The sequence below is a fragment of the Glutamicibacter creatinolyticus genome, assembly GCF_006094275.1.
Lineage (GTDB): Bacteria > Actinomycetota > Actinomycetes > Actinomycetales > Micrococcaceae > Glutamicibacter > Glutamicibacter creatinolyticus.
In genome coordinates this window covers 908,205-934,481 of sequence record NZ_CP034412.1, presented here as the reverse complement: position 1 = coordinate 934,481, position 26,277 = coordinate 908,205, and the positions used below count along the sequence as shown (strand labels likewise).

The window sequence follows — 26,277 nt, the reverse complement described above, 5'->3', positions numbered from 1 at the left end:
GGCTACGCCTGCTGGGAGAGCACCGAGCGGGCCTGCTCGACGTCTTCGTTCATCTGCTCGATCAGGGCCTCGATGCCGCGGTAGGCGACCATCGGGCGCAGGTGCCTGACGAATTCCACCACGATTTGTTGGCCGTAGAGGTCAAAGTCCCCGAAGTCCTCGGAAGGCCGGTCAATGACGTGGGCCTCGACCACACGCGAAACGCCGTCGAAGGTCGGGTTGGAGCCCACGGAAATCGCGGCCGGCCAACGCATGTCGGCCTCATCCACGAGCCATCCGGCATAGACGCCGTCGGCCGGGATGATGCCGCTGGCGTCGCTGGAAAGATTGGCGGTCGGGAAACCCAGTTCACGTCCGCGCTTGGCGCCGTGAACCACCTCCCCGCGCATCCGGTGGGGGCGGCCCAGGATCTCGGCGGCGCCCTCAACGTTGCCCGCGGAAAGTTCCTCACGCACCCAGGTGGATGACAGGCGGCGCTTGTCCCCCACGTCCTGCACGCCGATGACGTCGAAACCGTACTTTTCGCCCAGCTCGCACATGTACGCGAAGTCCCCGGCATTGTCCTTGCCGAAGCGCACGTCGTGGCCCACCACCACGGCAACGGCACCGAGCTTGTCCACGAACACCTCACGCACAAAGTCCTCGGCGGAGTTCTGCGCGAACTGCAGGGTGTAGTGGATCATCAGGACCGCATCCAACCCCACGGCATCCAGGGTGTCGATGCGGTCGGCCAGGCCCATGATCAGTTCGGGCGCCGATTCGGGACGGTGCACCAGGGCCGGATGCGGGTCGAAGGTGATCGCGACCGACTTGGCGTCCCGCTGCTTGGCCTGCTGGACCACGCGGTCCAGCACCTGGCAGTGCCCGAGGTGAACCCCGTCAAAGTTGCCAATGGTCACCACCGTGGGACCGACAGCTGCCGGAACCGCTTCAAGACCCTTCCAATAGTGCACGTTGCTCCTTAGGTGTGGTGGAGGGCAGCAAACCTGCCCAAGCAATTCTTACATGTCTGTTAGGCGCGGCGCTCATCGCGGTTGCGGTACAGCCACCACAGGCCCACGAACGGCAGAACCAGCGGGACGTAGCCGTATCCCTTGCCGAAGAAGCTCCACACCGAATCGTGGCCGAAAAGCTCGGGGTGGGTGAAGGACAGGATGCCCACCACCAGCACGCCCACCAGTTCGAAGGACACCGCGTAGAGGGCGGTGAACCAGGCCTTCGGCTTGGAGGAGGCCAGGGTCACGGTGGCCAGGATGTACACCAGCCCCGAAATCAGTGACAGGGTGTAGGCCACCGGGGCCTCGGAGAAGTCCCGGAAGAACATTTGGTACAGCGCCCGGATCGTTGCCGAGAGTGCCAGCACGCCGTACACCGCGATGATGATTCGACCCAGGCCCGTGGATCGTGCCGGCTTGGGCGCGCGCTGCTCGCCCTTGCGTGCCGCTGCGGCGTCGACGATGCGCGAGTTGCGCGCCTTTTCACTCATACCAATGCTCCTGCATCCCAAATCTGTTCCATGCGGAACAACATGACGAAAACTATTAGCCCGTTGGCGGTCAGTACCGCGTTGGCCCAGCGGCTCTTGTCGCTGACGGCCCAGAAGAAGGCAATCGGCGGAATCAGCAGGGCGGTGATCAGATAGCCCCAGAATTCCCAGACTTCCCCGGTGATCGGCTGTCCGCCCAGCTGGCGGATCGCGGCGGAGATGCCATAGACAACCAGGAAGACTTCGGTCAGTGCCGTGGCGATCAACGCGTAGTCATCCGGGTAGGTGCGGATGATGGTGGCGACCAGTCCCAGCAGCACGGCCAGGCCACAAATGATGGCGCCGGCAATAAAGAAGCCGTCAACGATGATCACAGGCTTGTGCCCTTTCGATACTTGTGCAGGTGTCGTGCTTTTCTCCACCGGTGTTCCCCCACCGGCCGCACACCGCTATTTGGCGGTGAAGACCAGCTGGGTGCGCGCCTTGGCTCCCTGGTCCTTGAGCAACGCCACGAGGGTGCCGTTCGGGGCGAAGGCCGCCACGATCTCGTCCTTCGTAACGTCCATGACGCTGCTGGAGGCGGCGATCGTGCGGCCGAAGGACAGCTCCACGGCCTCATCCACGCTCACGGTCCGGTTCGGGAAGAGTGCTGCGGCCGCCTCGTCCAGGGGCAGCATCTCGAATTCCTCTGCCAGTTCGGCCAGCCGCTTGGTCTGGGAAATCTTGTAGGGGCCGACCTCGGTGCGGCGCAGGGCAGTGAGGTGTCCCCCAACGTTCAGGGCCTCCCCCACGTCGCGGGCCAGGGCGCGGATGTAGGTGCCGGAGGAGCAGGACACGATCACGTCCACATCGATGATCTTCCCGCCGTGTTCGCGGCGCACCTCGAGGATGTCGAAGCGGCTGATCGTGACGGGACGGGCCTTCAGCTCCACCTGCTGGCCTTCGCGCACGCGAGCGTAGGAACGCTTGCCGTCCACTTTGATGGCGGAAACCTGGCTGGGCACCTGTTCGATGTCCCCACGCAGCTTGGACACCTCGCGTTCAATGTCTTCCTCCGTGACCGCCGCGGCGATGCGCTCGGAGAGGACCTCGCCTTCGGCGTCATCGGTGACGGTGGACTGCCCCAGACGAATTGTCGCCGTGTAGGTCTTGTCATGGCCCACGATGTAGGTCAGCAGACGAGTCGCCTTGTTCACGCCGACCACCAGGACTCCGGTGGCCATGGGATCCAGGGTGCCGGCGTGGCCTACTTTTCGGGTGCCGGCCAGCCGCCTCACACGGGCGACGACATCATGGGAGGTCATTGCTTGGTCCTTGTCGACCAGCACCAGACCTGATGCTTGCGTTTCCTGGGGCTGTCCGGCTTTACTCACGCCCTCCAGTATAGGCGTGGTATCAACTATTTAGCCTGTCCTTATCATCAAGGGTGAGCGGTGACACAGAGTTGGCCAACCGGTGCAGCGCAAAAAGCAGGAGCTTGGACCTGCCGTCATCTGCCGATACTGAATGGAGGCTTCCGGCGGCAAACAACAGCTGAAAACCGAAACTCTCATGCAGCTTAATCGAGGCCGTGTTGTTCTCGTTCGTGAAGTAGTAGACGACGTCGGCGCGAGGGGCGATCCAGGCAAGGCGTGCCGCTGTCAGCGCCCGGCCCACCCCGTGTCTGCGCCACCGCGGGTCGATGACAATCCCGCCCAGGTAATGCCCTGCCGGCGCGGCACGGTCCGGCTCAGCATGCCAATGGGTCTTGGCAACGCCAATGACGGTATCGTCCTGGGTGGCCACGAGACTGACCCGTGATGCGGTCTTCCGCAGTGCTTCGCGGTCCCAGCCGAGCTGTCCGCTGCGTTGGCACAACCTCGCCACCCCCGCCTCGTCTTCGGGCCGCGCGCGGCGGATCCGGTACCCTGCAGATGGCTCGCTCATGGTGTCCAACCTAGGTTCCAACCGTCTGCCGGTGCGGACAGCAGTCCATCCGCTACCCGCTTTCGGCCCATGAAGTACGTGCTTTTCACGGTTGCCATTGACCGGCGCACACAGCAGTTCATAAAGTCGTGGCTACTCGTGACGGCACATGTCGCCACCGTTGAGCACGGTGTAGCTGGGGCACCGCGCGCATCCCGTTTCCACGGTGTCACCCGCAAACGTTCCCCATCGCTCACTGCCTTCAGTTCTTGCTACGAAACGCTCCCTCTCCTCCACGATCAGCCTGCCACCTTTTCCAGCGATGCCCCGGGAACCATGCGGACCAACTGCAGCTGCTGCGGTCCTTTTTGGAGCGCGGCACCCTTTGACGAGGAATCATCATGAAGCTTCGACACATAGCGGCCGGGGCCGCCGCGTCCGCATTGGCGGTCACGCTCAGCCTTGCCCCCCGCCCAGGCCCATCAGCAAGACCACCACCGGCCGCCCACCGGGATCAGCAACGTCAAGACCGTCGCCATCAATCTCGTCGGCCCACTGCGGATCGCTTTTGGAGACCATGGCTCGATTCTTGTTGCGGAGTCCATGTCCGGGCAGCTGACCTCCATCAGCGCCCACGGCAAGAAGCGGACCCTGGTCAACGCTCCGGGCCGGGAAATCGTCGGGGTCTCCTACGCCCGGCACACCGCCTACTATTTCGACAATCTGGTCGGCAGTGACCAGGCACCGCCAAGCCCCAAGGACCCGGCGTTGCTCAAGTCCATTGACCACCGGGGCAAGGTGCGCACCATCGCGGACCTGGCGGCCTTCGAGCGCAAGCACGACCCGGACGGCAAGACCGTGTACGGGGTACGCAAGGTCTCCAAGGCCTGCCTGGCCCAGGCACCGGCACTGCGTTCCAAGGGCGAGCTCTACTCCCACCCCTACTCCAGCGCGCCGGTGCGCAGCGGCGTGTACGTTGGGGACGCCGGGGCCAACGCGATCCTGCACGTGGACCGCCGCGGCAAGACCCGGCTGGTCAAGGCCCTGCCGGCCGAGCCCATCAAGATCACCGAGGCCGTGCGCCAGCTGGCCTCGGAGTCCGGAATCCAGATCCCGGACTGCATGCTGGGCCTGACCTACTGGGCCCAGCCGGTACCCACCGACATCACGGTGAAGGGCAACTGGATGTACTACACGGTGCTTCCCGGCGCCCCGGGTGAGTCCCTGGCCACCGGCAAGGTCTACAAGATGAACCTGCACACCAAGAAGACCTACACGGTGGCCAGCGGCCTGAACGCACCGACCGGCGTGGCCGTGGATCACCGCGGCGGGGTGTACGTCTCCGAACTGTTCGGCGGCGGGGTGGCCAAGGTGGTGCGGGGCAAGGCGGTGACCGTGCTGCCGGCGGCAATGTCCGCGGACGTGGAGGTCTCCGGGCACCAGCTGATCGCCAGCACCGATGCACTGGGCACGGAGGGGAAGGTGCTGCGCGCCCGGGTGCAGTAACCACTGCCCCTGCCGCAACCGTGAACAGCGGTTCGGCCACAACAAGGGATCCCCAGGGCGGCAGGCTCGCATTGAGCCCCCACCCTGGGGATCCTTGTGGCATCCGCCGCGGCGGATGAGCGGTTTGATGGTCGAGGACTACTCCTCGTCCTCCTCCGACTCCTTCTTGTACGGGTCCTCGCCGCCGGCGAAGGTCTTGCCTTCACGCAGCGCGGCCAGTTCGGCGTCCTTCTCGCGGGCCTTGGCCAGCAGCTCCTCCAGGTGCGAGGCGCTTTCCGGGATCTCATCGGGCACGAACTCGACGGTCGGGGTCAACCGGATGGTCAGGTTCCGGCCCAATTCCTTGCGCAGCGCACCGGTCTTCTGCACCAACAGCTCCGCGACCTCGGCCTTCAATTCGGCCTCCCCGAGCACCGTGTAGTACACGGTGGCGTGCTGCAGGTCGTTGGTGACCCGGGCGTCGGTGACGGTCACGTTGTCGATCCGCTCGTCCTTGATGACATTGCGCAGCGACTGCGCCATGAGCACCTTCACGCGCTGGGCCAGGCGGGCGGCACGGGCTGAGTCAGCCATCTTCTTACTCCTTCACGGTTCAAGCCCCAGCAGCGGTCCCAGGTTGCCCTGGCAGCCCTGCTGCGGCTTCAAGCTTCAGTTTCCCAAGCGGTGGTTCCCCCAGCTTAGGACCGGGCGGCCTGGTTTTGCCAAGCGCCACGGCCCGAGTTGGCTGCGGATTCCCAGCCTGAAAGGCGCGTGGGCGCACACCGGAACGCTGCTCCGGTGCGCGCCCACGCAGATTGCCTGACGCGGTCTTAGTCGCGCGGCTTCTCTCGCATCTCGAAGGTCTCGATGAGGTCGCCTTCCTTGATGTCGTTGAACGAGCCCAGGCCGATACCGCACTCGAAGCCCTCGCGGACCTCGGTGACATCGTCCTTCTCGCGACGCAGCGAATCGATCGACAGGTTCTCGGCGATGACGTTGCCATCACGCACCAGGCGCGCCTTGCTGTTGCGCTTGATGGTTCCCGAACGGATGATCGAACCGGCGATGTTGCCGAACTTCGAGGAGCGGAACACCTGGCGGACTTCCGCGGTGCCCAGTGCGACCTCTTCGTAGATCGGCTTGAGCATGCCCTTCAGGGCGGACTCGATGTCGTCGATCGCGGCGTAGATGACCGAGTAGAAGCGCATGTCCACGCCTTCCTTGTCGGCCATCTCGGTGACGCGCTCGGCCGGGCGGACGTTGAAGCCGATGATGATCGCGTTGTCCACGGTCGCCAGGTTCACGTCGTTCTGGGTGATGGCACCCACGCCACGGTGGATGACGCGCAGCTGCACCTCGTCGCCCACGTCGATCTTCATCAGCGAGTCTTCCAGGGCCTCCACGGCACCGGAGACGTCGCCCTTGAGGATCAGGTTCAGGGTGTCGATCTTGCCCTCGGCCACGGCCTGGTCGAAGTCCTCCAGGGTGATGCGCTTGCGACGCTTGGCCAGCTGGGCGTTGCGCTCGGCAGCCTCACGCTTGTCCGCGATCTGGCGGGCGGTGCGCTCATCCTCGGTGACCAGGAAGCTGTCGCCGGCGCGCGGGACGCTGGACAGGCCCAACACCTGGACCGGACGCGACGGCAGGGCCACGTCCAGGTTCTCCCCGTTCTCGTTGAACATGGCACGCACACGTCCGTGCGCGGTGCCGGCCACGATGGTGTCGCCCACGCACAGGGTGCCGGACTGCACCAGGACGGTGGCCACGGCGCCGCGACCCTTGTCCAGGTTCGCTTCGATGGCCACACCGCGGGCGGACTTGTCCGGGTTCGCCTGCAGTTCCAGGCTGGCGTCGGCGGTGAGCAGCAGGGCGTCCAGCAGGTCGTCGATGCCCAGCTTCTGCAGCGCCGAGACCTTCACGAACATGGTCTCGCCGCCGTATTCCTCGGGCACCAGGCCGTACTCGGTGAGCTGGCCCATGACCTTGTCCGGGTTCGCCTCGGGCTTGTCAACCTTGTTGACCGCCACGATGATCGGCACCCCGGCCGACTGGGCGTGGTTCAGCGCCTCCACGGTCTGCGGCATGACGCCGTCGTCCGCGGCCACCACCAGCACGGCCAGGTCGGTGACCTTGGCACCGCGGGCACGCATGGCGGTGAACGCCTCGTGGCCCGGGGTGTCGATGAAGGTCATCGGACGTTCGCGGCCCTCGTGCTCGTGCACGATCTGGTACGCACCGATGTGCTGGGTGATGCCGCCGTGCTCGCCCTCGATCACGTTGGACTTGCGGATGGCATCGAGCAGACGGGTCTTACCGTGGTCGACGTGGCCCATGATGGTCACCACCGGGGCACGCTCTTCGAGCATGTCCTCGGTTTCGGCTTCCAGCTCGGCATCCAGGTCCAGCCCGAAGCCTTCGAGCAGTTCGCGGTCCTCGTCCTCCGGGGAGACCACCAGCACCTTGTAGCCCAGCTCCTCGCCGAGCACCTCGAAGGTGGCCTCATCCAGCGACTGGGTCGCGGTGGCCATTTCGCCCAGGTGGAACAGCACGGTGACCAGGGCTGCCGGGTTCGCGCCGATCTTGTCGGCGAAATCGGTGATGGTCGCACCGCGGCGCAGCCGGATCTCGGTCGAACCGTTGCCGCGCGGCACATTCACGCCGCCCAGCGACGGTGCGCTCATCTGCTCCAATTCCTGGCGCTTGGCGCGCTTGGACTTGCGCTGCTTGCCGCGTCCGCCGCCACCGCGGCCGAACGCGCCGCCTACGCCGCCGCGGCCACGCGGGGCACCGGGACGGAAACCGCCGCCACCGCTGCCGCCACCGGGACGACCACGGCCCGGACCGCCGCCACCGGGGCGGCCGCCGCCGGCCGGAGCCGGACGCTCAGTGCGGTTGGGCATGATGCCCGGGGTGGCCTTGGCACCGGTTGGGGTGCGCGGGGCCGAGGGACGCGGGCCGCCCTGGCCAGCTGCCGGGCGCGGTCCGCCCTGGCCGGCCGCCGGACGGGGACCGCCCTGACCTGCCGGACGCTGCGGACGCGGACCACCCTGGCCGCCCTGACCGGGACGCGGGGCGCCACCCGGGCGCGGACCACGGCCGCCACCGGGACGCGGGCCGCCCTCACCGCGCATGCCCTGCTGGGAGGCAAACGGGTTGTTGCCCGGGCGCGGACCACCCGGACGCGGGCCACGACCGCCACCGGGGCGCGGTGCCGGGGCGTCGGTCGAGCGCATGCCCTGCTGGGAAGCGAACGGGTTGTTGCCCGGGCGCGGACCGGCCGGCTTCGGGGCCGGCTTGGGTCCTGGCTTCGGGCCACCGGGGGTCGGGGCAGCAGCAGCCGGCTTGGCCGGTTCGCTGCTGGCCTCCGGGGCCGGCTTCTGGGCCGGCTTCGGTGCGGCACCGGGCTTGGGGGCGCTGCCGCCAGGCTTGGGTGCGTTGGACTTCGGTGCTGCCGGGGCCTTCGGGGCTGCCGGACGGGCAGCGGCGGGCTTGTTGGCAGCGGGGGCCGAACCACCAAAGGCGGCGCGCAGCTTGCGCACGACCGGGGGCTCGACGGTGGAGGAAGCGGAGCGAACGAATTCGCCCATTTCCTGTAATTTATTCAATGCGTCTTTAGAGGTGATTCCGAGCTCTTTGGCGAGCTCGTGAACGCGGAGTTTAGCCACATCTCTCCTGTATCAGTGTGATCGGCCGTCACTCCACACCACAGGGGAAATGGGTTTCGGCAGATCAGTGGATTAGTTCGTCTTGGTCTTCCGCCGCACGGTGGAATACGCGAAACTGATTTGTCATCGTTTGGCGCTCATCGTTGCGGACTCATCGGGTAGCCATCAGATTTCTGACCCGCTTTCCTTATCTCTGCCAGTTCGCTGGCGGGGTGCCAGTCGAGCTTCGTATGCAGCAAAATCCTCCAGCACCGACCCGGCATCCACCTGCGCGCGAAAGGCACGGGCAAATCCCTTGCGGTGTACGGCTTGCTGCACACACTTTGGTGTCGGGTGCGTCCAGGCGCCACGTCCGGGCGCCGGGCTCAGCACGGCCAGCCGCGCCCGCGGTTGCGGGGTGCCAGGGTGCAGTACCCAACGGATGAGCTCATCCATGTTCGTGGTGGTGCGGCATCCCAGACAGGTGCGTTGCTGATGCAGCTTCATGCCCTTGGGACTTCCCACTTCCACTTATTCTTTAAATGAGCCAACTAATAGTCTAGCGCGTTTATGCCCCGGTGCGCGTGTGAGGTAACTATCACGTACCCGACCGGGGCTTCCCGTCGCAGCTAGTAGCGCGGTTCCTTCCCGCCGGAAGCGGCCAGGATGTCAATGCGCCAGCCGGTGAGCTTGGCGGCCAGGCGGGCGTTCTGCCCTTCCTTGCCGATCGCCAGGGACAGCTGCCCGTCCGGCACGATGACGCGGGCGCGGCGTTCGGCCTCGTCTAGGATTTCCACGGAGTTGACCTTCGAGGGCGACAGGGCCGCGGCAATGAACTTGGCCGGGTCCTCGTTGTAGTCCACGATGTCGATCTTCTCGTCGTTCAGCTCGTTCATCACCGCACGCACGCGGGTGCCCATTTCACCGATGCAGGCGCCCTTGGCGTTCACGCCGGCCTCGGTGGCGCGCACCGCAATCTTGGTGCGGTGCCCGGCTTCGCGGGCCAGCGCCTCGATGACCACGACGCCGTCGGCGATTTCCGGGACTTCCATTTCAAAGAGCTGGCGCACCAGGGACGGGTGCGAGCGGGACAGGGTGATGGCCGGTCCCTTGGTGCCGCGCTCCACGGACACCACGAAGGCGCGCAGCCGCTCGCCGTGCTTGTAGCGTTCACCGGGAACCTGCTCCGGCGGGGGCAGCACCGCTTCGACGTCTCCGACGTTGACCTGCACCATGTGGGCGCTGGTGCCCTGCTGGATGGTGCCGGAGATCAGTCCGCCCACGCGCGAGCGGTATTCGCCGACCACCTGGTCATCCTCCGCCTCTCGCAGACGCTGCATGATCACCTGGCGGGCGGTGGAGGCGGCGATGCGGCCGAAGCCCAGTGGGGTGTCGTCGAACTCGCCCAGCAGCACACCGTGCTCGTCATAGTCCTCAACCATGATCGCCACGTGCCCGTTGCCGCGCTCGATGACGGCGCGGGCGTTGGGCATGGCGCCCTCGGTCTTGTTGTAGGCCAGCAGCAGGGCCGACTCGATGGTGGTGATCAAGACATCCATGGGGATGTCTCGGGTCTTTTCCAAGGTGCGCAGTGCATCCATATCGATGTCCATGCTCAGGCCTCCGGGTCTTCTACGTCGATGATGTCCAGGTGCTCGTCGGTGCGGTTGAATTCCACATCAACGACGGCTTTGCGAATCTCAGCCAGGGCGAAGGGACGCGGGTCATCCACCTTCTCCTTCATGCCCTTCTTGGCCGGGGCGTGGTGCACGGCAAGCTGCACCTCATCCTCGCCCACCTCACAGATCCGGCCGTGCAGCTTGCTGCCGTCAGTCAGGGTGATGTTGACCATTCGCCCCACGGCGCGCGCCCAATGGCGGGGAACGGTCAACGGACGGGACAGACCCGGGGAGCTGACCTCAAGCTCATAGGGAGCGGCATTGGCGTACACGGAATCGGCGTCCAGTGCCTTGGAGATGGTGTCGGTGACTTCGCCCAGCTGATCGAGGTTGACCGAGTCGGTGCCCTCGGGAAGGTCTACGGTAATCTGCATCAGCTGCTGCTTGCCCGCTGGCCGAAGGGTGATGTCTTCGAGAACCAGCCCGTGGGATTCAACTTCCTTTTGCAGCACGGTCATCAACCGCTTTGCTTCCTGTTCGGTATCGGCCGGCTTGCCGGTCATGGATATCCTCCCACGTTATTCGATGTTGTACATCCAAGCGTAGCGCGAAGGGGGCACGGCTGGATACGAGTTTAGCCCTGCAGGTGAAGGAACTCACGCGGAATCCCGCCGGACCGGCACCCCGGAACCGGCTCCGGAGGAGATCATGGGATGATCAAGGGGATATGAAAGACGCTGCTTCCTCATCTTCCCGCAAAGCCCCCAGCTGGCTGGCACCCCTGCTGGCCGTGGTTTTGGTCCTGGCCCTAATGTGGGCCCTGGGCGTCACCGTGTTCCGCGGGGCACTGGAAGACCGGGGGCTGCCCGAGGAAATTCGCGGATCGAGCAATGAACAGCTGCGCGAATGGGAGTACGGCGCACAGCTGAAGCAGCTGGGCCAGCGGAGCGAAACCCTGGCCGCCCTGGCCAAGGAGGCAAAGCAGGAAACGGCGCCAACGCTGCAGGCCCTGCATGACTCACTGTCTCAGGCCAGTGCACTGCTTGGCGAACTGCACTACGAGGACGAGCAGCCGACCGAGCTGGCGACCAGTTATTCCGCCGAGGCGGCTACGAGGCTGGCCAATGAAGTGCTGCAGGCAGGTCAGAGCGTGCCGGTGAATGAGGCCGAGGATGAGGCTGGCGGCGCGCTGCTGGCCCGCATTGCCTTCGAGGTGAGCCTGGATGCGCGCAGCGTGCTGCATGCCGTGCAAGAAGATGACGCACGGCAAGTCCCGGCACCGCTGGGCAGCACAGAGGGTGCGGGTGACGCTCCGGCGCAGCCCGAGACCGGCGCAGTGGCATGCCTTACCGACCGGCAATTGTTGGATCAGCAGACCGCACTCCCGGAGGACACCGACCTGGTCGCCCTGCATGCGGCCCGGGCATTGGATCGCGGTTACGCACTGGACTATGTACTGCAGGTGCAGGCCGCCCGTAGTGGTGCCAAGCAGGCCGCGACCATCGAGCAGCACCGCCAGCAACTGGCCGAGCACCTACAGGACCTGCGAGCAACCGTTCCCGCAGACTGTCCCGACCTTCGCCTCACGGCCTACGATTTGCCGGACGGCGGCCTGGAGAAATTGCCCTCCCTGGCCAGCTCGCTGCAACAGGAATTCACCACCGAGCTGCTGCTAGCCGTGGGCGCTGCAGAGGACCAGACACGCCAGGTTCTGGGTGACCTCGTCTGGAACGTCACCACCGAGCAGCAGGACGCTGGGAAGCCAGCTCAGCTCCTGGCACCTGCCAAGCGATAGCCCTTCGATCCATCCCGCGGGCGGGAACGGGTCGTGTCTTGCTCTTGCCCCTTTGCTTCGGCTCGTGCGCAAGGCATGTCGGCTGCCCTGGATCCTCGGCCGCACCCCACCGGCGGGCAACGCCACGAGGATGCCGCGTTAACCCGCTCGCGCGCACTGAGCAGTTACACTTCGCACCGGGAACGCGCCATTACATGCATTCAAATACATTAACTTCGTATTTATGCCCCATTTATGCGGCAGTAAAATCAAATAAACTTGCGCGCCAGATACCATTATCCCTAGCAGATAACCCACGGACTGTGGAGTCGGCATAAATACTTTCAGGTAGATTTCAGGATGACTCTATTGATCCTGAGAAACATCTCAGAGATCACACTCCAAGCTCAGCTTGAACGGACTCCCCCAGAGCCGTTCATTCCATAAAATAGCTAGTCAAGTAGCAAATTTTTGACGCAAGAAGCAAGTATGGCGGATTGTTTCACACACCCATAAGGTGCTCGAGGTTTCTTCAGAAGCGGGTTAGTGTGGAATTGCAGTTCCAGACAGAACACAATTTCAATACCGGTTAATTCAGGTATTGAAAACACCACCATGCAGAACTATGGGGAACACTCGCTCGCTAAGTTGCTTGAAAATGGAGGTAGAAAAATGCCAGGCCGCTTCGTTCGCTCCAAGATCGCCGAGCTCGTCGCTGACGTCATTGGTTCCCGTCAGGGACGAGAACTCCTCGAACAGCATGGATGGGCACAAGGAATGCCCATCGTGATGGCTCAGCCGCACGAGAAACTCGCCGAAGTCATGGCGCTGGTCTCCGTGCACCAGCCACCAGTCTTGGTTGCGACCATGGATAACGAGTCCCGTTTGTGCTTCACCTACGTCGCCCTGGGCGGCGACGCGCTGGAAGTCGTGGACCCGCGGGGTTCAACCGACACCATCAGCGATTTGTACTCCGAGGCACTGGAGACTGATTCCTTCCTGATGTTCCGGATTAATCAGCTCTCCTGCAGTGCAGTGGCACATGCGCTGCCGCCCATGCACGCACCGGACAAGAGCTTCCGCTCATTCGGTCGGTTGGGAACCCCGATGCAGTAACGACAATCGGTAATGCCGCGGAATCAGCATCAACCCGCGCCGCGGCATCGGTAATACCAGTGGCTGTGCTGTTCGCAAGAACGGCGCAGCCACTGTTGTGTGCGGCGTGTTCCCCTCATGCCCGGGAATCCTCCCAGCACCCTCGACACTATTCAGTTTTCACCGTCCGGGTTTCTGGACGAACATCCGTCGCGGAACCATAACGCTTCTGCGCTCTGCCTGAAGCAGTAGCTGCCGGGCAAGGCAACGGTGGCCGATTCCGTACCAGGTTTCGGCCACCGTGCCTGTCGTGCCCTTCCAGCCGTGAGGCGTGAGCGTCAACCGTTAGCGGTTGTCGTTATCGGAAAGGCCTTGGGCCTTGTCCTTGGCCTGCGATTGCAGGTCATCGACTTCACCGCTGGCTTCTTCCTTGACGCTTTCCACTGAGGATTGCGCGGAGTCCTTCAACTCCTCAGCAGCATTCTTGACCGGTTCCTTCATGTCCTCGGCCACCTGCTTCGCGCTCTCGGTCAGCTCATGAGTCAGCGGTTCGGCCTTCTCCTTGAGCTTCTGCGCCATTTCCCCTTCTCGGTCGGTGGCGGGCAGAAGCGAGGAGGCCAATAGGCCTGCGCCGAACGCAATCAGCCCGGCGGCCAGCGGGTTGCCGCGGGTCTGCTCCACGACCCGCTGTGGGGCCCGGTTCATTCCCTCCTTGGCGCTTTCCATGGCATCGTGGGCCTGGTCGCTGGCTGATTCACCGCTTCCCATCACTGCATCCTTCGCTCGGTGGAACGTTCCCTTGATCTTCTCGCTCTGCCGGTGGGCGATCTGCGACGGGCTAACCCGGTCCACGATCGCGTCCACGTCATCGCTCAGCTCCTGTCGGGTCTGGGCAATGTCCTGCCTGAGTTCTTCGGAATCCCTGCTCATCGCGTTTCCTCCTGAGGTTTGAAAGCCGACGGAATCTTCTTCACGGTTGAGGAGGTCTTGGGCAGCCCCTTGACCTGCTCCATTTTCTTCTTGGCAACCATGGCCAGAATGGCGGCGATGATGGCCCAGACACCGGCCACAATCAGGGCCGACCAGCCGTAGCCGATGAGGGTGGCCAGGCCGAACACTGCGGCCAGGGACAGGAACATCAGCACGAAGTGTGCCGCGATGCCCGCACCGGCGTACATGCCGGCGCCCTTGCCTGCCGAGGCTGCTGACTCCTTCAGCTCGGTCTTGGCCAGTTCCACTTCCTGGCGAACCAGCACCGACACGTTCTGCGTCAGGTCGCTAAACAGTCCGCCCAGGGTGGTCTGCTCCTCCTCGGCCGCGTGTGACCCGCCACCGGCTGGGACCGCGCCGGGCCCCGGCGTTCCGTAGTCATTTGTGTGCTCGCTCATCGCAGCCTCCTACTCGAAGTCCGTCCGCCGTGGGGTCGGCGGGTAGGTGCTTCCCGGTTCCGGCTCCCCCGGAAGGACTCCCGGGGTTCCGGTTTCCGGCATTCCCACGGTCCGCGGCTGGGTGGTGGGCTGCGAGGTCACCTCGGGCGGCACCTGGCCGCGGGTCATGCCCGGCGGCACGTCATCGGTGGACACATCCCGGTACTGGTCCTGGGAGCCCTGGGTGGCGTGCCGCGGCAGCGCGTCGCGCCGCGTGTCCCGGTCCGAGTCCTTATCCGGACCGCTGGCGTTGCGGGTCAGGCGGCCTGCCAGTAGGCCGGCACCCAGTGCCAGCCCCAGGAAGGCGCCTGGGCGGCGGCGGGCAAAGCCCTTGATTTCCTCGACCAGGTCCCCCGGCTCACGCTGCTCCAGCCAGTCGGCGACCTTGCCGCTGTGGTGGGCGGCCTGATCCACGAGGCTGGACGCGGTGCCCGAGGCCTGCGAGTTGTCCAGCATGTTGCGGAATTCCTCGCTGATGTCTCGCAGGTTCGCGGAGATCTTCTGCTGCTGCGCCGAGGCCTGCTCACGAACATCCGAACCCAGCTCATCAAGCAGGTTGCTGGCCTTGTCGCGGGCCTGCTCGGCGACCATCGAGGCCTCCTGCTTGGCACTGTCCATGACATGGGCGGCGGACTGCTTGCCCTCTTGCGCCAGGTCCTTGGCCTCGGAGGCAGCCTCCTGCGCCTTGGACTGGTCGGTGTCGTCGGTGCCGGTTCCCACACCGGTTCCGGTGCCCAAGCCGGTCAGTTCGGTGTCCACCGGCTCGGCGGGTGGAACCGGCTCGCTGAGCGGGGCCCCTTCACCCGGCGGAACGATCGGGTCGTTCACGCCGGCCAGCGGATCTGGCACCTGCGTCGGTGGAATGTTGCGGTTGGGTTCCGGAGTGGTGTAATCGTTGCTGCTCATTGTTGCCCTCCTGTTACTCCATTGCTCGATAGTTCTGTTCTCGGGCACGTATTTCGTTGCCGGTGGCTCCGGCGAGCGCCTTCTTGGTGTCGGTCAGCTCCCTGCTTGGCTGGCAGGGGCCGCGCGAATCGATGCAGCGGGTTCAGGTGCCCGCAGAAGTCAGTCCTCCCTCCTCCGCTTGGTTTCACCTGCCGGGGAGTCATCCCCGGTGTGGTCTTGCGCCGCCAGTTCGCTGTCCTTGCGCAGCTGTTCACCCTGGCGGATGTCCTTTTCAGCCTTCGCCGCCAGCTTGTCGCTGGCCTTGGTTTCCCGCGGCGGCAGCTGGATGGATTCCTCGGCCTCAATTCCGGCCTGCAGTTCCCGTCCACGTTCCATCTCAGCGTCAAAGACTGCGCCGAAAAGCAGGGCGTTGTTGGCGATCCAGATCCACAGCAAGAGCACGATCACGCCACCGATGGCGCCGTAGGTCTTGTTGTAGTTGCTGAAGTTCGATACGTAGAAGAAGAAGCCGACGGTGGCGATGGCCAGCACGATCAGCGCGATGGCCGAGCCCATGCTGATCCAGTGGAACTTGGGCTGCTTCACGTTGGGGGTGCCGTAGTACAGGATCGCCACCAGGATCACGGCGAAGATCACGATGACCGGCCACTTGGCGATGTTCCAGACCATGATGCCGGTTTCACCCAGCCCCAGGGCCTGTCCAATGCCCTGCACCAGTGGCCCGGAGACCACCAGCAGCACCGCCATCACTGCTGCGGCGACCAAAAGCACCAGGGTAATCAGCAGCAGGATCGGCTTGAGCTTGTAGAACGGGCGGCCTTCTTGCACGTCATAGATGTGGTTGATGGCCCGACCGAACGCCCCCACGTAGCCGGAGGCACTCCACAGCGCACCGAGCAAACCGGCGGCGAACGCGAATCCCGCCGACGGCGCGTTGGTCAGCTGCTGAATCGGCTGTTCCAGGGTTTGCACCACCTGGTCACTGGCCACCTCACCCAGCAGCTGCAGCATGTTCTGCGTGGTCTTCTCCGCCTGGCCTACCAGGCCCAGCAGCGAAACCATGGCCAACAGTGCCGGGAACAGCGACAGCATGGTGAAGTAGGTCAGGGCCGCTGCCTGGTCGGTGCACTTCTTGCGTGTGAACTCGCCGATCGAGCGCTTGAACACATACTTCCAGGACCGCGACTTCAGATCGGTCGGCAGGTCCGGTTTCCTGTTGTCGTCAGGGGCCGGGGCGTGCTCGGCCTTATGGGCCGTCTGCGCACTTCTCCCTGCCCGATGGCTTTCCTGCATGCTGCCCACGTTCCACCTCCGCAAGCGTTCGGCGTAGGACCCCTGGTCCACTTGCCGATATTCAAACAGCGGGACCGGGGTGGGGCAACGACGTTGATGGAACCCTCAGATTTCTCCCATCAGTGCACCAACCTTGCTTGCAACCCCAGCCGAGGCGGGTATAGTCAGGCCATTTATTGCCTGATGGTCCGGCTTCCCCGTGGGACAAACTGAACGCGTATCGCCAAAAGGCTGCGCAGCCCGTGGGACCATAAAAGAGACCGCGAGACCGGACAGTGTTCCTCAACAGCTCTCCGGAGCTCGCGGTCCTTGTGGGTCGTAGACACCCATGGTGCCAGAGAAGTGGGTCTAGGTGTCGCGGGGCTTTTCTGCTTCCCGTGCGGCGGCTTCACGCTGTTCCTCAGCTGCCAGCTCGCTGGAGTAGCGCAGCTCCTCCCCCTGGCGGATCACCTTTTCTTCCTTCTCCTCCTTCTTCTGCGCCGCCGAGGTGTCTCGTGGCGGCAGCTGGATGGATTCCTCGGCCTCAATTCCGGCCTGCAGCTCGCGCCCGCGTTCCATCTCCGCGTCAAAGACCGCACCGAAGAGCAGGGCGTTGTTGGCGATCCAGATCCACAGCAGCAGCACGATCACGCCACCGATGGCGCCGTAGGTCTTGTTGTAGTTGCCGAAGTTCGATACGTAGAAGAAGAAGCCGACGGTGGCCAGGGCCAGCACCAACAGCGCGATGCCCGAGCCGACGCTGATCCAGCGGAACTTGGGCTGCTTCACGTTGGGGGTCCCGTAGTACAGGATGGCCACAAGCATCACCGCGAAGATCACGATGACCGGCCACTTGGCGATGTTCCAGACCTGGATGCCGCTTTCCCCCAGTCCCAGTGCCTGGCCAATACCCTGGGCGATGGGTCCGGAGACGACCAGCAGGATTGCCATGAGCGAGGCTGCCACCAGCAGCACAAGGGTAATCAGCAGCAGGATCGGCTTGAGCTTGTAGAACGGGCGGCCTTCTTGCACGTCATAAATCTTGTTCACCGCTCGACCGAAGGCACCCACATAGCCCGAGGCGCTCCACAGCGCACCGAGCAGACCGGCAACCAACGCGAATCCCGCGGACGGCGCGTTCGTCAACTGCTCGATCGGCTGCTTCAGGGTTTGCACCACCTGGTCGCTGGCCACCTCACCCAGCAGCTGCAGCAGATTCTGCGTGGTCTTCTCCGCCTGGCCCACCACACCGAGCAACGAAACCATCGCCAGCAGCGCCGGGAAGATCGATAGCATCGTGAAGTAGGTCAGGGCTGCGGCCAGGTCCGTGCACTTCTTGCCCGTGAATTCGTTGATCGAGCGTTTGAAGATGTAGCGCCAGGAACGCAGCTTCAGCTCCGTGGGAAGCTTGGGCTTTGAGGCGTGATCCGCCGGCGGCGCCTCAGCCGCCTTCTGTACCGTGTCACCCACGCTTCCGGCTTCATGGTTCACTTCCTGGTCTTTGGCCATGTTCCACCCCTGCACAGTCTTGATGAGGACACTTTCCTCGTTGGGGACAGCTGTCCACGTACCGTTATTCAATCAGGCGAAATAGGTTCATTCAACGCAACGGCGGACGAATCGCCACGTTCAAGACTTCGGGCGCGCTCACCGGCCCGCCGCTTCCGCCCTGCACGGGCGGCAGCAGCGGTGGCCTGAGCGGTCCCGTAACATCGGGGTGGCCGGCGTCCTTGCCGCACCCGGCTGCCCGCACCGGCCGAAGCCGCTCCACAACCCGTGCCGGGGCGACCAGGCACCCGGGGCTGAACTGGGATGATCAACGCATGTACCGTTCACGGATGATGCCCGTGGGCCACTAAATGTGTCACGATACTGTCACTCGCACCGATCAGCATCACTTGCACCCTTCATGAGGAGAACACCATGTCCCATCCGTCCGGTCCGGAACCAGGTGACCGGCCGCCAAGCAGCGCTGCCCACGGCACGCCCGGATGGCCGCGCGCGGCAACGATCCCGGTGCACTGGGGCCGGCTGCTGCTGACCGGCTGGGCCATCCGGGATGACGCCGTGCTGGTACGCGCATCCGGGCTGGATGAATCGGCCACCGTCACGGTCAACGGCCGGGACCATGGGGTGCTCAAGGTCCATGAAAGCACCACCGGAAAGGGGAACTGGGAGCCGCTCAGCGCCCTGCTGCTGCCCGCCGGCACCCTGGAGCTGAGCGGGGATGCCTTCCCGCCCGGGCTGGAACCGCCCCGCCCGCCGGGTGACCCGGTGCGCCAGCCGGGTTGGTGCCACTACTTCCCCTGGTTGCCGCGATGCTGAAACGACCCCGCCTGATGCGCACCGTCGCCACGCTCCTGGTCTTCGGCATCGACCTGGCGATCTGGAGCACGGTGCCGCCAATGATCGGCAGCTTCCAGGTGCCGTATTGGCTGCTGTTCAGCCTCTGCGTGATCGCCTACGCCTGGCTCCTGCTGGGCCGCTCCCCCTGGTACGGCTACATCGCGATGATGCTGATGGCCAGCGTGGCCCTGGGCGTGGAGACCTTCGAATACATGGGCGGCTACCTGATGGCGCTGTTCCTGGTGGCCCGCAACGTGCCTGGGCGCAGGTCGGTGTATGCGCTGGCTGGCTCGGTCTACCCGATTGGCGTCATTTCCTTTAACGCCTTGACCTATGACGGCCCGGTGTCCCTGGTGACCACGTTCATCGTGGTGGGACTATGGACGCTGCTGAGCCTGGCCGCCTGGAGTGCCGGGCGGGCCCTGCTGAACAATGACCACCAGCTGGTCACCGAGCGCCGCTGGGCCGAAGAGGCGCTGGATGAGGCCACCGCCACCGAGCGGCTGCGCATCAGCCGGGACCTGCATGACTCGGTCGCCCACTCGATGACCGCCATTGTGCTGCAGGTCGCCGGGGTGCGCACCGTGCTCAAGAGCGGGAAGGACGGGGTGGACGTGGACAAGGTGCTGGAGGACGTGCAATCCACCGCCGAGCAAAGCATGCGCGAACTGCACCGGTTGCTGGGCATGCTGCGCAGCGCCGAGCACAACGGCTCCTCCGACCGGCCGCACAGCATCGCGGATGTGGCCGAACTGGTCGCCTCGGCCCGCGCCTCCGGACTGGAGGTGGAGGAACACGTCACCGGCCGGGAACGGCCACTGGACCCCAGCATCAGCCACGCCGCCTACCGGGTGGTGCAGGAGGGCCTGTCCAACGCGATGAAACACGCCGGCACCGGGGCGAAGGTGGAGTTGGGCATCGACTGGAGCAGCAGCGAGCTGGTGCTCACGGTGCGTTCGATCTCAGGACTGATTAAGAAGCCCGGGGTCTCCGGCGGGTACGGGCTGCTGGGACTGCGCGAACGCATCAGCGTCTCGGGCGGCACCCTGGACCACGGAGCGACCAGCAACGGCTACCTGCTCAAGGCCACCCTGCCGGTCACCGGGCAGGGCGAGCTGTCCGGCTCCGGAGCGCCGCAGCAGACGGGGCTTAACGGGCAGGGACGGGCGCCGGGGCTGCAGCCGGACGGAGTGCCGGGAAGCGAGGAGGAGTGAGCATGATCGATGTGTTGATTGTCGATGACCAGCCGCTGGTGCGCGCCGGAATCAGCATGCTGTTGATGGCCGAGGATGACATTCGGGTCATCGGGGAGGCTGGTTCCGGACAGCAGGCCCTGCAGCTGGCGCGCAGCTCGTGCCCGGATGTAGTGCTCATGGACGTGCGGATGCCGGGCATGGACGGGGTGGCCGCCACCCGGGAACTGGTGCGCGAATCGAAGGGGAACCCGGACCGGCTAATTCGGGTGCTGATCATGACCACCTTTGACGATGAGGACGTGGTGGTCCAGGCGCTGCAGGCCGGGGCCAGCGGCTACCTGCTCAAGCACGCCTCCCCCACCGAGATCGCCGATGCGATCCGCCGGGTGGCCGCCGGGGACACCTGGCTGGATGCCACCGCGGCCACACGGCTGGTGCAGCGGCTGCGCGCCTCCTCGGCGGAGCCCACCGACATCACCGAGGTGCTCACCCCACGGGAACAGGAAGTACTGCGCCTGGTCGCGGCCGGGCTGTCCAACCAGGAAATCCGCGACACCCTGGTGCTCAGCGAGGCCACCGTAAAAACCCATGTGGCCCGGATCCTGTTCAAGACCGGGGCCCGGGACCGGGCCGCGGTGGTGGCACTGGCCTACCGTTCGGGGTTCGTGCACCCCGACGACCCGGTGCCTGCCTAGCAGTGGCCCGTTGACCTGGCCTGTCCCCCTGCCCGGTGGCCTCTGCAACCCGGGAAGGGAAAGATACCGTCCTGGTATGACGAAAAATGCTTGTGAATCAGTCAAGCTGAAAGGGAAATGATCAAACACCGGGATCGGTATGGGGCGTTCCCGGCACCATTTCGGCGGCCAGGTCAGATCCTTCGCCTGGTTGCCCAATGAGGATCGGGTTCACTTGGCAGGTCTTCACCGCTCAGACGGGCGCCCTTCACGGGTGCATCGCAGCAGTACGCCACGAACCGGATCGGGCTTCTTTGGGGGAGGAAGCCTTGGCCCATTGTCATCCCGCCGCTTCATGCGGGAGGACAATGGGTCCACCTCTTTAAGCGGCTACTGCCCCCATGCTGGGTTTGCCCGCGGCCGCATGGTCTGGTGACCCGGCGCCCTATTTTCCGAGGATGAGATCCGAACCGAGCTTGATGATCAGCGCGGCCACCACGATCACGAAGATCACCCGGATGAACTTGCTGCCCTTGGAGATGGCCATCCGCGCGCCCAAGTAGCCGCCGAGCATGTTCATCACGCCCATGGCCAGGCCCAGGCCCACCAGTACGTGCCCGCCGGGCAGGAACAGCAGCAGCGCCCCCAGGTTGGTGGCCAGGTTCACGATCTTGGCCTTCGCCGAGGCCTCCAGGAAACTGTAGCCGAGCACGGTGACCATCGCGATGATCAAAAACGAACCGGTACCCGGGCCGATCATCCCGTCATAGGCCCCGATCACCACCCCGATCAGCACCGCCCGCAGGTAGTGGGCGCTTCCGGTGTACTTCAGCTGGGACAGCTCCCCAGCCCGTGGCTTGGCGATGGTGAAGATCAGCACCGCCACCAGCGCGGCGATGATGATCGGTTCGATCAGTTCGGTGGGCAGGATCACCGCGATCCCGGCCCCGCCGAACGCGCCAACCAGCGCGCACAGGGCCATGGGGATGGCGGTCTTCAGATCCGGGCTGGTGCGCCGGTAGTAGGTGATGGCGCTGGTGGTGGTCCCGAAGATGGAGCCGAGCTTGTTGGTGGCCAGCGCCTGGACGGGGGTGATGCCCGGAAACAGCAGCAGCGCGGGCAGCTGGATCAGTCCCCCGCCGCCGACCACCGCGTCGACCCACCCGGCGGCGAACCCTGCCAGGAGCAGCAGGGCCAGCGGCCAGGCGGCGACCGGTTCGGAGTTGACCGACAGGAAATCAAGGAGCTCTTGCACGCGCTGCTTCCTTACCGAAGTTGCTATCGAATTAACCCCGGCGGGTGCCTTCCCGCCGGGGTGGCAACGCTACTTGCTCAGTTCGGCGACGACCTCATCAAGCTTCACGTCGCGCCGTTCGCCGGTGGCCCGGTCCTTGACCTCCACCAGCCCGTCGGCCAGGCCGCGACCGACCACCACGATGGTCGGCACGCCGATCAGCTCGGCGTCGGAGAACTTCACGCCGGCCGAGAGCTTGGGACGGTCATCGAAGATAACATCCAGCCCGGCCGCCTCAAATTCCTCGGCCAGCTTCGCGCCGGCCTGCATCAGTTCGGCTCCCTTGCCGGTGACCACCAAGTGGATGTCGGCCGGGGCGATCTGCCGGGGCCAGGTCAGCCCGTTCTCGTCGTGGTAGGACTCGGCCAGGGCGGCGACCGCGCGGGTGACGCCCACACCATAGGAGCCCATGGTGACCACCTGCAGCTTGCCATTGGAGTCCAGCACCTTCAAGTCCAGGGACTCGGCGTACTTGCGGCCCAGCTGGAAGATGTGGCCCATTTCGATGCCGCGTTCGGTGCTCAGCGGCCCGGAGCCGTCCGGAGCCGGGTCCCCGTCCAGCACGTTGACGGCCTCGATGGTGCCGTCCCAGGTGAAGTCGCGCTCGGCAACCAGGTTGAACACGTGCTTGCCGTGTTCGTTGGCCCCGGTGATCCAGGCGCTGCCGGGAACCACGCGCGGGTCAACCAGGTAGGTGATCTTCCCACTGGTTTCGGCGCCCAGCAGCTGCTGGTCGCGGCCCAGGCCGGGGCCCAGGTAGCCGGTGACGATTTCCGGGTGCTTCTTCAGGTCCTCGGCGCTGGCCTGTTCGACCTGCACCTCTCCGTTGATGCCCAGCGCCGCGCCGATGGTGGCTTCCACGCGCTTTTCATCGACCTGCCGGTCCCCGGGCACGCCCAGGACGACCAGGTGGCGTTCGCCCTCGGGGTCCACGATCGCCAGCACCACGTTTTTCAGGGTGTCCTTGGCTTCCCATTCGCGTTCGGCACGCGGACGCAGCTGGTTCGCTGCGGCAACCAGGGTTTCGATGGTCGGGGTGTCCGGGGTGTCCAGCACCTCGAAGGGTTCGGCGTTCGCGTAGTCGATGGACTCGGGCACCACGGTGGTCACGGCCTCCACGTTGGCGGCGTAGCCACCCGGGGAGCGCACGAAGGTGTCCTCGCCGATCTCGGTGGGGTGCAGGAATTCCTCGGACTTCGACCCGCCCATGGCTCCGGCCTGGGCATAGACCGGAACGACTTCCAGGCCCAGGCGCTCGAAGATCTTCAGGTAGGCGGCGCGGTGTGCGGCGTACGCCTCGTCCAGGCCCTCGTCGTCGATGTTGAAGGAATAGGAGTCCTTCATGATGAACTCGCGCCCACGCAGCAGGCCGGCCCGCGGGCGGGCCTCATCACGGTACTTGTGCTGGATCTGGTAGAGGTACACCGGCAGGTCCTTGTACGAGGAGTACAGGTCCTTGACCAGCAGGGTGAACATTTCCTCGTGGGTCGGGGCCAGCAGGTAGTCCGCGTCCTTGCGGTCCTTGAGCCGGAAGAGCGCCTCCCCGTATTCGGTCCAGCGCCCGGTCTGCTCGTAGGGTTCGCGCGGCAGCAGCGCCGGGAAGTGCACTTCCTGCCCACCGATGGCGTTCATTTCCTCGCGGATGATGTTTTCGACCTTGCCCAGCACCTTCAGGCCCAGCGGCAGCCAGGTGTAGATTCCCGGGGCGGCACGGCGGATGTAACCGGCACGCACCAGCAGCTTGTGGCTGGCAACCTCGGCGTCAACCGGATCTTCGCGCAGGGTGCGCAGGAACATGGTGGAAAGCTTCAAAACCACGCGTCGTATCCTTTTCCGTAAGTTGCACACCTCGACCGGAGTGACCGGTGGGCCATGAACTTAGCAATGCAAATCTTGTGGGTTTGGCCGATTTGACGGCCACCAACAATCTTAGCCGGTCACACCGGCCCCAAACACATTGCCTTGTTGGGCATGACGGGCCCGGTACCGCGCTTTCGGCCGCTGTTCCGAGCTGCGAAACGGCTTGGCGCATTGCTTCCGGGGTTCTTTCCCTAGCGCTGCTGCCACCGGGCAACGGCGAAGGGGGAATGGTTCCAGGATCCGTTGCGAAAGATGATCTGCAGCTGTGCCGATTCCTGGTGCGTGGGGGTTACGGTCCGTTGTTGCGGCACACGGCCAAGCAGTTGGCCCGGACGGGTGTACCGAATCCCGGCGCCGATGCAGACCGTACCGGACGGGATGGTAACGCGCAGCGAACTGCCCCAGGCTGTCTCGTATTCCATATGGTCAACCACCACGAACGGACGGGCGAAGAGACCGATGAACCACCCGTTGAGCCAGTGGGTCTTGACTTGGATGTGCGCCGGAGCCACCGCGGGTCCTAGCGCATGGACTCAAGCGCCGCGAAAGCCTTGTTGGCGTTCTTGGTCAGTGAGGAAAGCACCTGTTGAACGTCGACTTCCTCACCACCATGGGTGCTCATGACGACATCGGTGACCGAAACGTACTCGTTGCCGTGCAGCCCCTGGACGGATACCGCAACGGCGGTGGTGTTGCTGCCCTGCGGACCGGTGGTGGTGAGCTGGAAGGCGGATGCCTGGTCGGCAGCGAGGTTGGTCTGCAGCGTTTTGATCTGCCGTTCGATGTCCTGCCCCTTGACGTGTTCGGTGACCTGTTCACACCCGTCGAAGCTGTCGGGTTGCAGCAGCTGCCGCACGGTGTCCAGCTTGGTGTCATCCAGTGAGATCACTTGATAGGTGCGGCTGGAGGAAGCGGTTTGGGAGGTGCCAACGACTTGGGTGGAGGCACCCAGGTCGCTAAGCGAGGAGCCGGTCAGGACCTGACGGCACTTGGCCGGCTCAATCTGCACCCCGTCGAACTGCTGCTTCATGGCCTGGGACTGGGCCCTAAGTTCCTCGGTGGTCAGGATGTGGGCGCCTTCGGCGTCCCCGAGCAACTGTTCAACGACCTTCATGGCCTGCTCATCGCTCAGAATCGAATTTTCCGATGAGACGGGCGCCGGGGACTGGGTTGTGCTGGCCGTGGGCGCGACACCGCTGCCGTATTCCACGGTACCGCTGCAGCCTGCCAGCACGAACGCTGTGGCCAGGGGCAGGATCATCATTGAGCGCTTCTGCACTGCGAACTCCTTGGGTGGTTGATTTTCCTGCCCGGGCCGGGCACGCCGCGAACAGCGTGAAGCCGGGTGGTCAGCCGGATTCCTTGTCGTTGAACGACTCGAAATCCGGCTGCACTAGGTTACTTGACGTTCTTGGCCTCCGCCAATCCCTTGTTGACGTCCTTGATCAGGGAGTCGATCAGGTCCTGGCTGTCCTTCACGTCGCCCGAGGCGCTGGCCGAGATGGCGGTGCGCCCATCCAGGGCCTGGACGCTGATGCTGTTCATCGGCACGTCCACTCCGTCCATGGCGACATTGGTCTTGGTCACCACGGTCAGCTCTGCGTCCGAGGTGCCGTCAAGGATTTCTGCCGAAGCCGTCAGCTTCTGGCCCTGGGCCTCCATGGAGAAGCTGTCGCAGCCGTTCAGGTCCTTGGACTCGGCGCCCTTGCGGGCGGCCTCCAGCTTGGCGTCATCTTCATAGGAGGCTACGGAGTAGCTCTTGGCGTTGGTGCCGTCCACAACGGTGGCGACCGCCATGTTGATGCCTTCTACGTCCCAGGAACTCTGCTCGGCGATCACCTCGGCGCACTTGGCCGGCTCGATCTTCATTTCATCGATCATCTTCTTGGCCTGGGGCATGTTCGCGGCGATGGTGTCCCCGTCGAGCACCTGTGCCTTCTCCTCGCCCTCCACCATCGATTCGGCCACGGTCTTGACCTGCGCGCCGTCCAGGGTTGGGGCCTCGTTGGCCGGCTGACTCTGGGCCTGGCCTGGGTCGGCGGGCGCGGAATCGTTCGATCCGCTGTTGTCGGATCCTCCACAACCGGACAGGGCAAATGCGGCTGCCAGCGGCAGAATCATCAGCGAACGCTTCTTCATGGCTACTCCCTCAAGTTAGATGATCGTTCCCGAGCAGTCTATTAGAATAATGATTGGAAATAAAACTCGTGACGCGAACTTTTTCGAGATTTTTCTGCCGCTCGGATCGATTCATTCCATGCATTTGAATTGAAGCGGCACGCCACCACGCCCTG

At 64.6% G+C, this 26,277-nt stretch carries 27 protein-coding genes; 6 read left to right on the top strand and 21 right to left on the bottom strand.

Annotated elements, in window-relative coordinates; all coding sequences use genetic code 11:
* Positions 1 to 2: 2 nt before the first annotated feature.
* From GcLGCM259_RS04290 to GcLGCM259_RS04270, 5 genes are all read right to left on the bottom strand, one after another.
* Positions 3 to 953: a bifunctional riboflavin kinase/FAD synthetase gene (locus GcLGCM259_RS04290; RefSeq protein ID WP_138925878.1), complete on the bottom strand. Its 951-nt coding sequence runs from the start codon at positions 951 to 953 to the stop codon at positions 3 to 5.
* 59 nt (positions 954 to 1,012) lie between these two features.
* On the bottom strand, positions 1,013 to 1,486 hold the full coding sequence (locus GcLGCM259_RS04285; protein ID WP_171021084.1) for a hypothetical protein: 474 nt from the start codon (positions 1,484 to 1,486) through the stop codon (positions 1,013 to 1,015).
* Positions 1,483 to 1,860, bottom strand: a complete 378-nt coding sequence (locus GcLGCM259_RS04280) for a hypothetical protein (RefSeq protein ID WP_246049763.1) — start codon at positions 1,858 to 1,860, stop codon at positions 1,483 to 1,485. Before GcLGCM259_RS04280 ends, GcLGCM259_RS04285 begins: the two co-directional genes overlap by 4 nt.
* Positions 1,861 to 1,935: 75 nt before the next feature.
* Complete coding sequence (truB, locus tag GcLGCM259_RS04275; protein ID WP_138925877.1) at positions 1,936 to 2,859, bottom strand: tRNA pseudouridine(55) synthase TruB; 924 nt, start codon at positions 2,857 to 2,859, stop codon at positions 1,936 to 1,938.
* A 22-nt stretch (positions 2,860 to 2,881) separates the two neighbouring features.
* Positions 2,882 to 3,412, bottom strand: coding sequence for a GNAT family N-acetyltransferase (locus tag GcLGCM259_RS04270; RefSeq protein WP_138925876.1), 531 nt, complete (start codon positions 3,410 to 3,412; stop codon positions 2,882 to 2,884).
* A 441-nt stretch (positions 3,413 to 3,853) separates the two neighbouring features.
* On the opposite strand from GcLGCM259_RS04270, the gene GcLGCM259_RS04265 reads away from it, so the two are divergent.
* Positions 3,854 to 4,897, top strand: a complete 1,044-nt coding sequence (locus GcLGCM259_RS04265) for a ScyD/ScyE family protein (protein ID WP_138925875.1) — start codon at positions 3,854 to 3,856, stop codon at positions 4,895 to 4,897.
* A 138-nt stretch (positions 4,898 to 5,035) separates the two neighbouring features.
* On the opposite strand, the gene rbfA is transcribed toward GcLGCM259_RS04265, so the two are convergent.
* The 5 genes from rbfA to rimP form a co-directional block, all read right to left on the bottom strand.
* On the bottom strand, positions 5,036 to 5,470 hold the full coding sequence (rbfA, locus tag GcLGCM259_RS04260) for a 30S ribosome-binding factor RbfA (RefSeq protein WP_138173304.1): 435 nt from the start codon (positions 5,468 to 5,470) through the stop codon (positions 5,036 to 5,038).
* A 236-nt stretch (positions 5,471 to 5,706) separates the two neighbouring features.
* On the bottom strand, positions 5,707 to 8,541 hold the full coding sequence (gene infB / locus GcLGCM259_RS04255; protein WP_138925874.1) for a translation initiation factor IF-2: 2,835 nt from the start codon (positions 8,539 to 8,541) through the stop codon (positions 5,707 to 5,709).
* Positions 8,542 to 8,706: 165 nt separating this feature from the next.
* Entirely contained in the window at positions 8,707 to 9,027 is a 321-nt protein-coding gene (locus tag GcLGCM259_RS04250; protein ID WP_138173308.1) for a YlxR family protein, read from the bottom strand.
* A gap of 122 nt (positions 9,028 to 9,149) precedes the next feature.
* The gene (nusA, locus tag GcLGCM259_RS04245) at positions 9,150 to 10,133 is read right to left on the bottom strand and encodes a transcription termination factor NusA (RefSeq protein ID WP_138173310.1); all 984 of its coding nucleotides are present in this window, start codon (positions 10,131 to 10,133) and stop codon (positions 9,150 to 9,152) included.
* 2 nt (positions 10,134 to 10,135) lie between these two features.
* On the bottom strand, positions 10,136 to 10,702 hold the full coding sequence (gene rimP / locus GcLGCM259_RS04240; protein WP_138173312.1) for a ribosome maturation factor RimP: 567 nt from the start codon (positions 10,700 to 10,702) through the stop codon (positions 10,136 to 10,138).
* A 164-nt stretch (positions 10,703 to 10,866) separates the two neighbouring features.
* Between rimP and GcLGCM259_RS04235 the strand changes: the two genes are divergently transcribed.
* On the top strand, positions 10,867 to 11,934 hold the full coding sequence (locus GcLGCM259_RS04235; RefSeq protein WP_138925873.1) for a hypothetical protein: 1,068 nt from the start codon (positions 10,867 to 10,869) through the stop codon (positions 11,932 to 11,934).
* Positions 11,935 to 12,507: 573 nt separating this feature from the next.
* On the opposite strand, the gene GcLGCM259_RS15230 is transcribed toward GcLGCM259_RS04235, so the two are convergent.
* Entirely contained in the window at positions 12,508 to 12,675 is a 168-nt protein-coding gene (locus GcLGCM259_RS15230) for a hypothetical protein (protein ID WP_175419321.1), read from the bottom strand.
* 27 nt (positions 12,676 to 12,702) lie between these two features.
* On the opposite strand from GcLGCM259_RS15230, the gene GcLGCM259_RS04230 reads away from it, so the two are divergent.
* Positions 12,703 to 13,029, top strand: coding sequence for a hypothetical protein (locus tag GcLGCM259_RS04230; protein ID WP_175419320.1), 327 nt, complete (start codon positions 12,703 to 12,705; stop codon positions 13,027 to 13,029).
* Positions 13,030 to 13,353: 324 nt separating this feature from the next.
* On the opposite strand, the gene GcLGCM259_RS04225 is transcribed toward GcLGCM259_RS04230, so the two are convergent.
* From GcLGCM259_RS04225 to GcLGCM259_RS04205, 5 genes are all read right to left on the bottom strand, one after another.
* Positions 13,354 to 13,938, bottom strand: a complete 585-nt coding sequence (locus tag GcLGCM259_RS04225; protein WP_138173319.1) for a DUF3618 domain-containing protein — start codon at positions 13,936 to 13,938, stop codon at positions 13,354 to 13,356.
* On the bottom strand, positions 13,935 to 14,396 hold the full coding sequence (locus GcLGCM259_RS04220) for a phage holin family protein (RefSeq protein ID WP_138173321.1): 462 nt from the start codon (positions 14,394 to 14,396) through the stop codon (positions 13,935 to 13,937). Before GcLGCM259_RS04220 ends, GcLGCM259_RS04225 begins: the two co-directional genes overlap by 4 nt.
* Before the next feature lie 9 nt (positions 14,397 to 14,405).
* Positions 14,406 to 15,341, bottom strand: coding sequence for an ATP synthase F0 subunit B (locus GcLGCM259_RS04215; RefSeq protein WP_138925872.1), 936 nt, complete (start codon positions 15,339 to 15,341; stop codon positions 14,406 to 14,408).
* Between the two features lie 159 nt (positions 15,342 to 15,500).
* Positions 15,501 to 16,634, bottom strand: a complete 1,134-nt coding sequence (locus GcLGCM259_RS04210; protein WP_138925871.1) for a YihY/virulence factor BrkB family protein — start codon at positions 16,632 to 16,634, stop codon at positions 15,501 to 15,503.
* A 348-nt stretch (positions 16,635 to 16,982) separates the two neighbouring features.
* Entirely contained in the window at positions 16,983 to 18,122 is a 1,140-nt protein-coding gene (locus GcLGCM259_RS04205) for a YihY/virulence factor BrkB family protein (RefSeq protein WP_138925870.1), read from the bottom strand.
* A gap of 414 nt (positions 18,123 to 18,536) precedes the next feature.
* Here GcLGCM259_RS04205 and GcLGCM259_RS04200 point away from each other — a divergent pair, with 414 nt between their 5' ends.
* The 3 genes from GcLGCM259_RS04200 to GcLGCM259_RS04190 are packed head-to-tail and all read left to right on the top strand — an operon-like array spanning position 18,537 to position 20,850.
* Positions 18,537 to 18,938, top strand: coding sequence for a hypothetical protein (locus GcLGCM259_RS04200; RefSeq protein WP_138925869.1), 402 nt, complete (start codon positions 18,537 to 18,539; stop codon positions 18,936 to 18,938).
* Positions 18,932 to 20,173, top strand: a complete 1,242-nt coding sequence (locus GcLGCM259_RS04195) for a sensor histidine kinase (protein ID WP_138925868.1) — start codon at positions 18,932 to 18,934, stop codon at positions 20,171 to 20,173. Before GcLGCM259_RS04200 ends, GcLGCM259_RS04195 begins: the two co-directional genes overlap by 7 nt.
* A gap of 2 nt (positions 20,174 to 20,175) precedes the next feature.
* The gene (locus tag GcLGCM259_RS04190; RefSeq protein WP_138925867.1) at positions 20,176 to 20,850 is read left to right on the top strand and encodes a response regulator; all 675 of its coding nucleotides are present in this window, start codon (positions 20,176 to 20,178) and stop codon (positions 20,848 to 20,850) included.
* Between the two features lie 424 nt (positions 20,851 to 21,274).
* Here the strand turns inward: GcLGCM259_RS04190 and GcLGCM259_RS04185 are convergent, their stop codons facing one another.
* From GcLGCM259_RS04185 to GcLGCM259_RS04165, 5 genes are all read right to left on the bottom strand, one after another.
* The gene (locus GcLGCM259_RS04185; RefSeq protein WP_138927167.1) at positions 21,275 to 22,063 is read right to left on the bottom strand and encodes a TSUP family transporter; all 789 of its coding nucleotides are present in this window, start codon (positions 22,061 to 22,063) and stop codon (positions 21,275 to 21,277) included.
* Between the two features lie 90 nt (positions 22,064 to 22,153).
* Positions 22,154 to 23,941, bottom strand: a complete 1,788-nt coding sequence (locus GcLGCM259_RS04180; RefSeq protein WP_054820847.1) for a proline--tRNA ligase — start codon at positions 23,939 to 23,941, stop codon at positions 22,154 to 22,156.
* A 233-nt stretch (positions 23,942 to 24,174) separates the two neighbouring features.
* Positions 24,175 to 24,495 (bottom strand): hypothetical protein, encoded by a 321-nt coding sequence (locus GcLGCM259_RS04175; RefSeq protein ID WP_138925866.1) that lies wholly within the window; start codon positions 24,493 to 24,495, stop codon positions 24,175 to 24,177.
* Positions 24,496 to 24,503: 8 nt separating this feature from the next.
* Positions 24,504 to 25,262: a hypothetical protein gene (locus GcLGCM259_RS04170; RefSeq protein ID WP_138925865.1), complete on the bottom strand. Its 759-nt coding sequence runs from the start codon at positions 25,260 to 25,262 to the stop codon at positions 24,504 to 24,506.
* Between the two features lie 119 nt (positions 25,263 to 25,381).
* Positions 25,382 to 26,122 (bottom strand): hypothetical protein, encoded by a 741-nt coding sequence (locus GcLGCM259_RS04165; RefSeq protein ID WP_138925864.1) that lies wholly within the window; start codon positions 26,120 to 26,122, stop codon positions 25,382 to 25,384.
* Between the last annotated feature and the right edge of the window lie 155 nt (positions 26,123 to 26,277).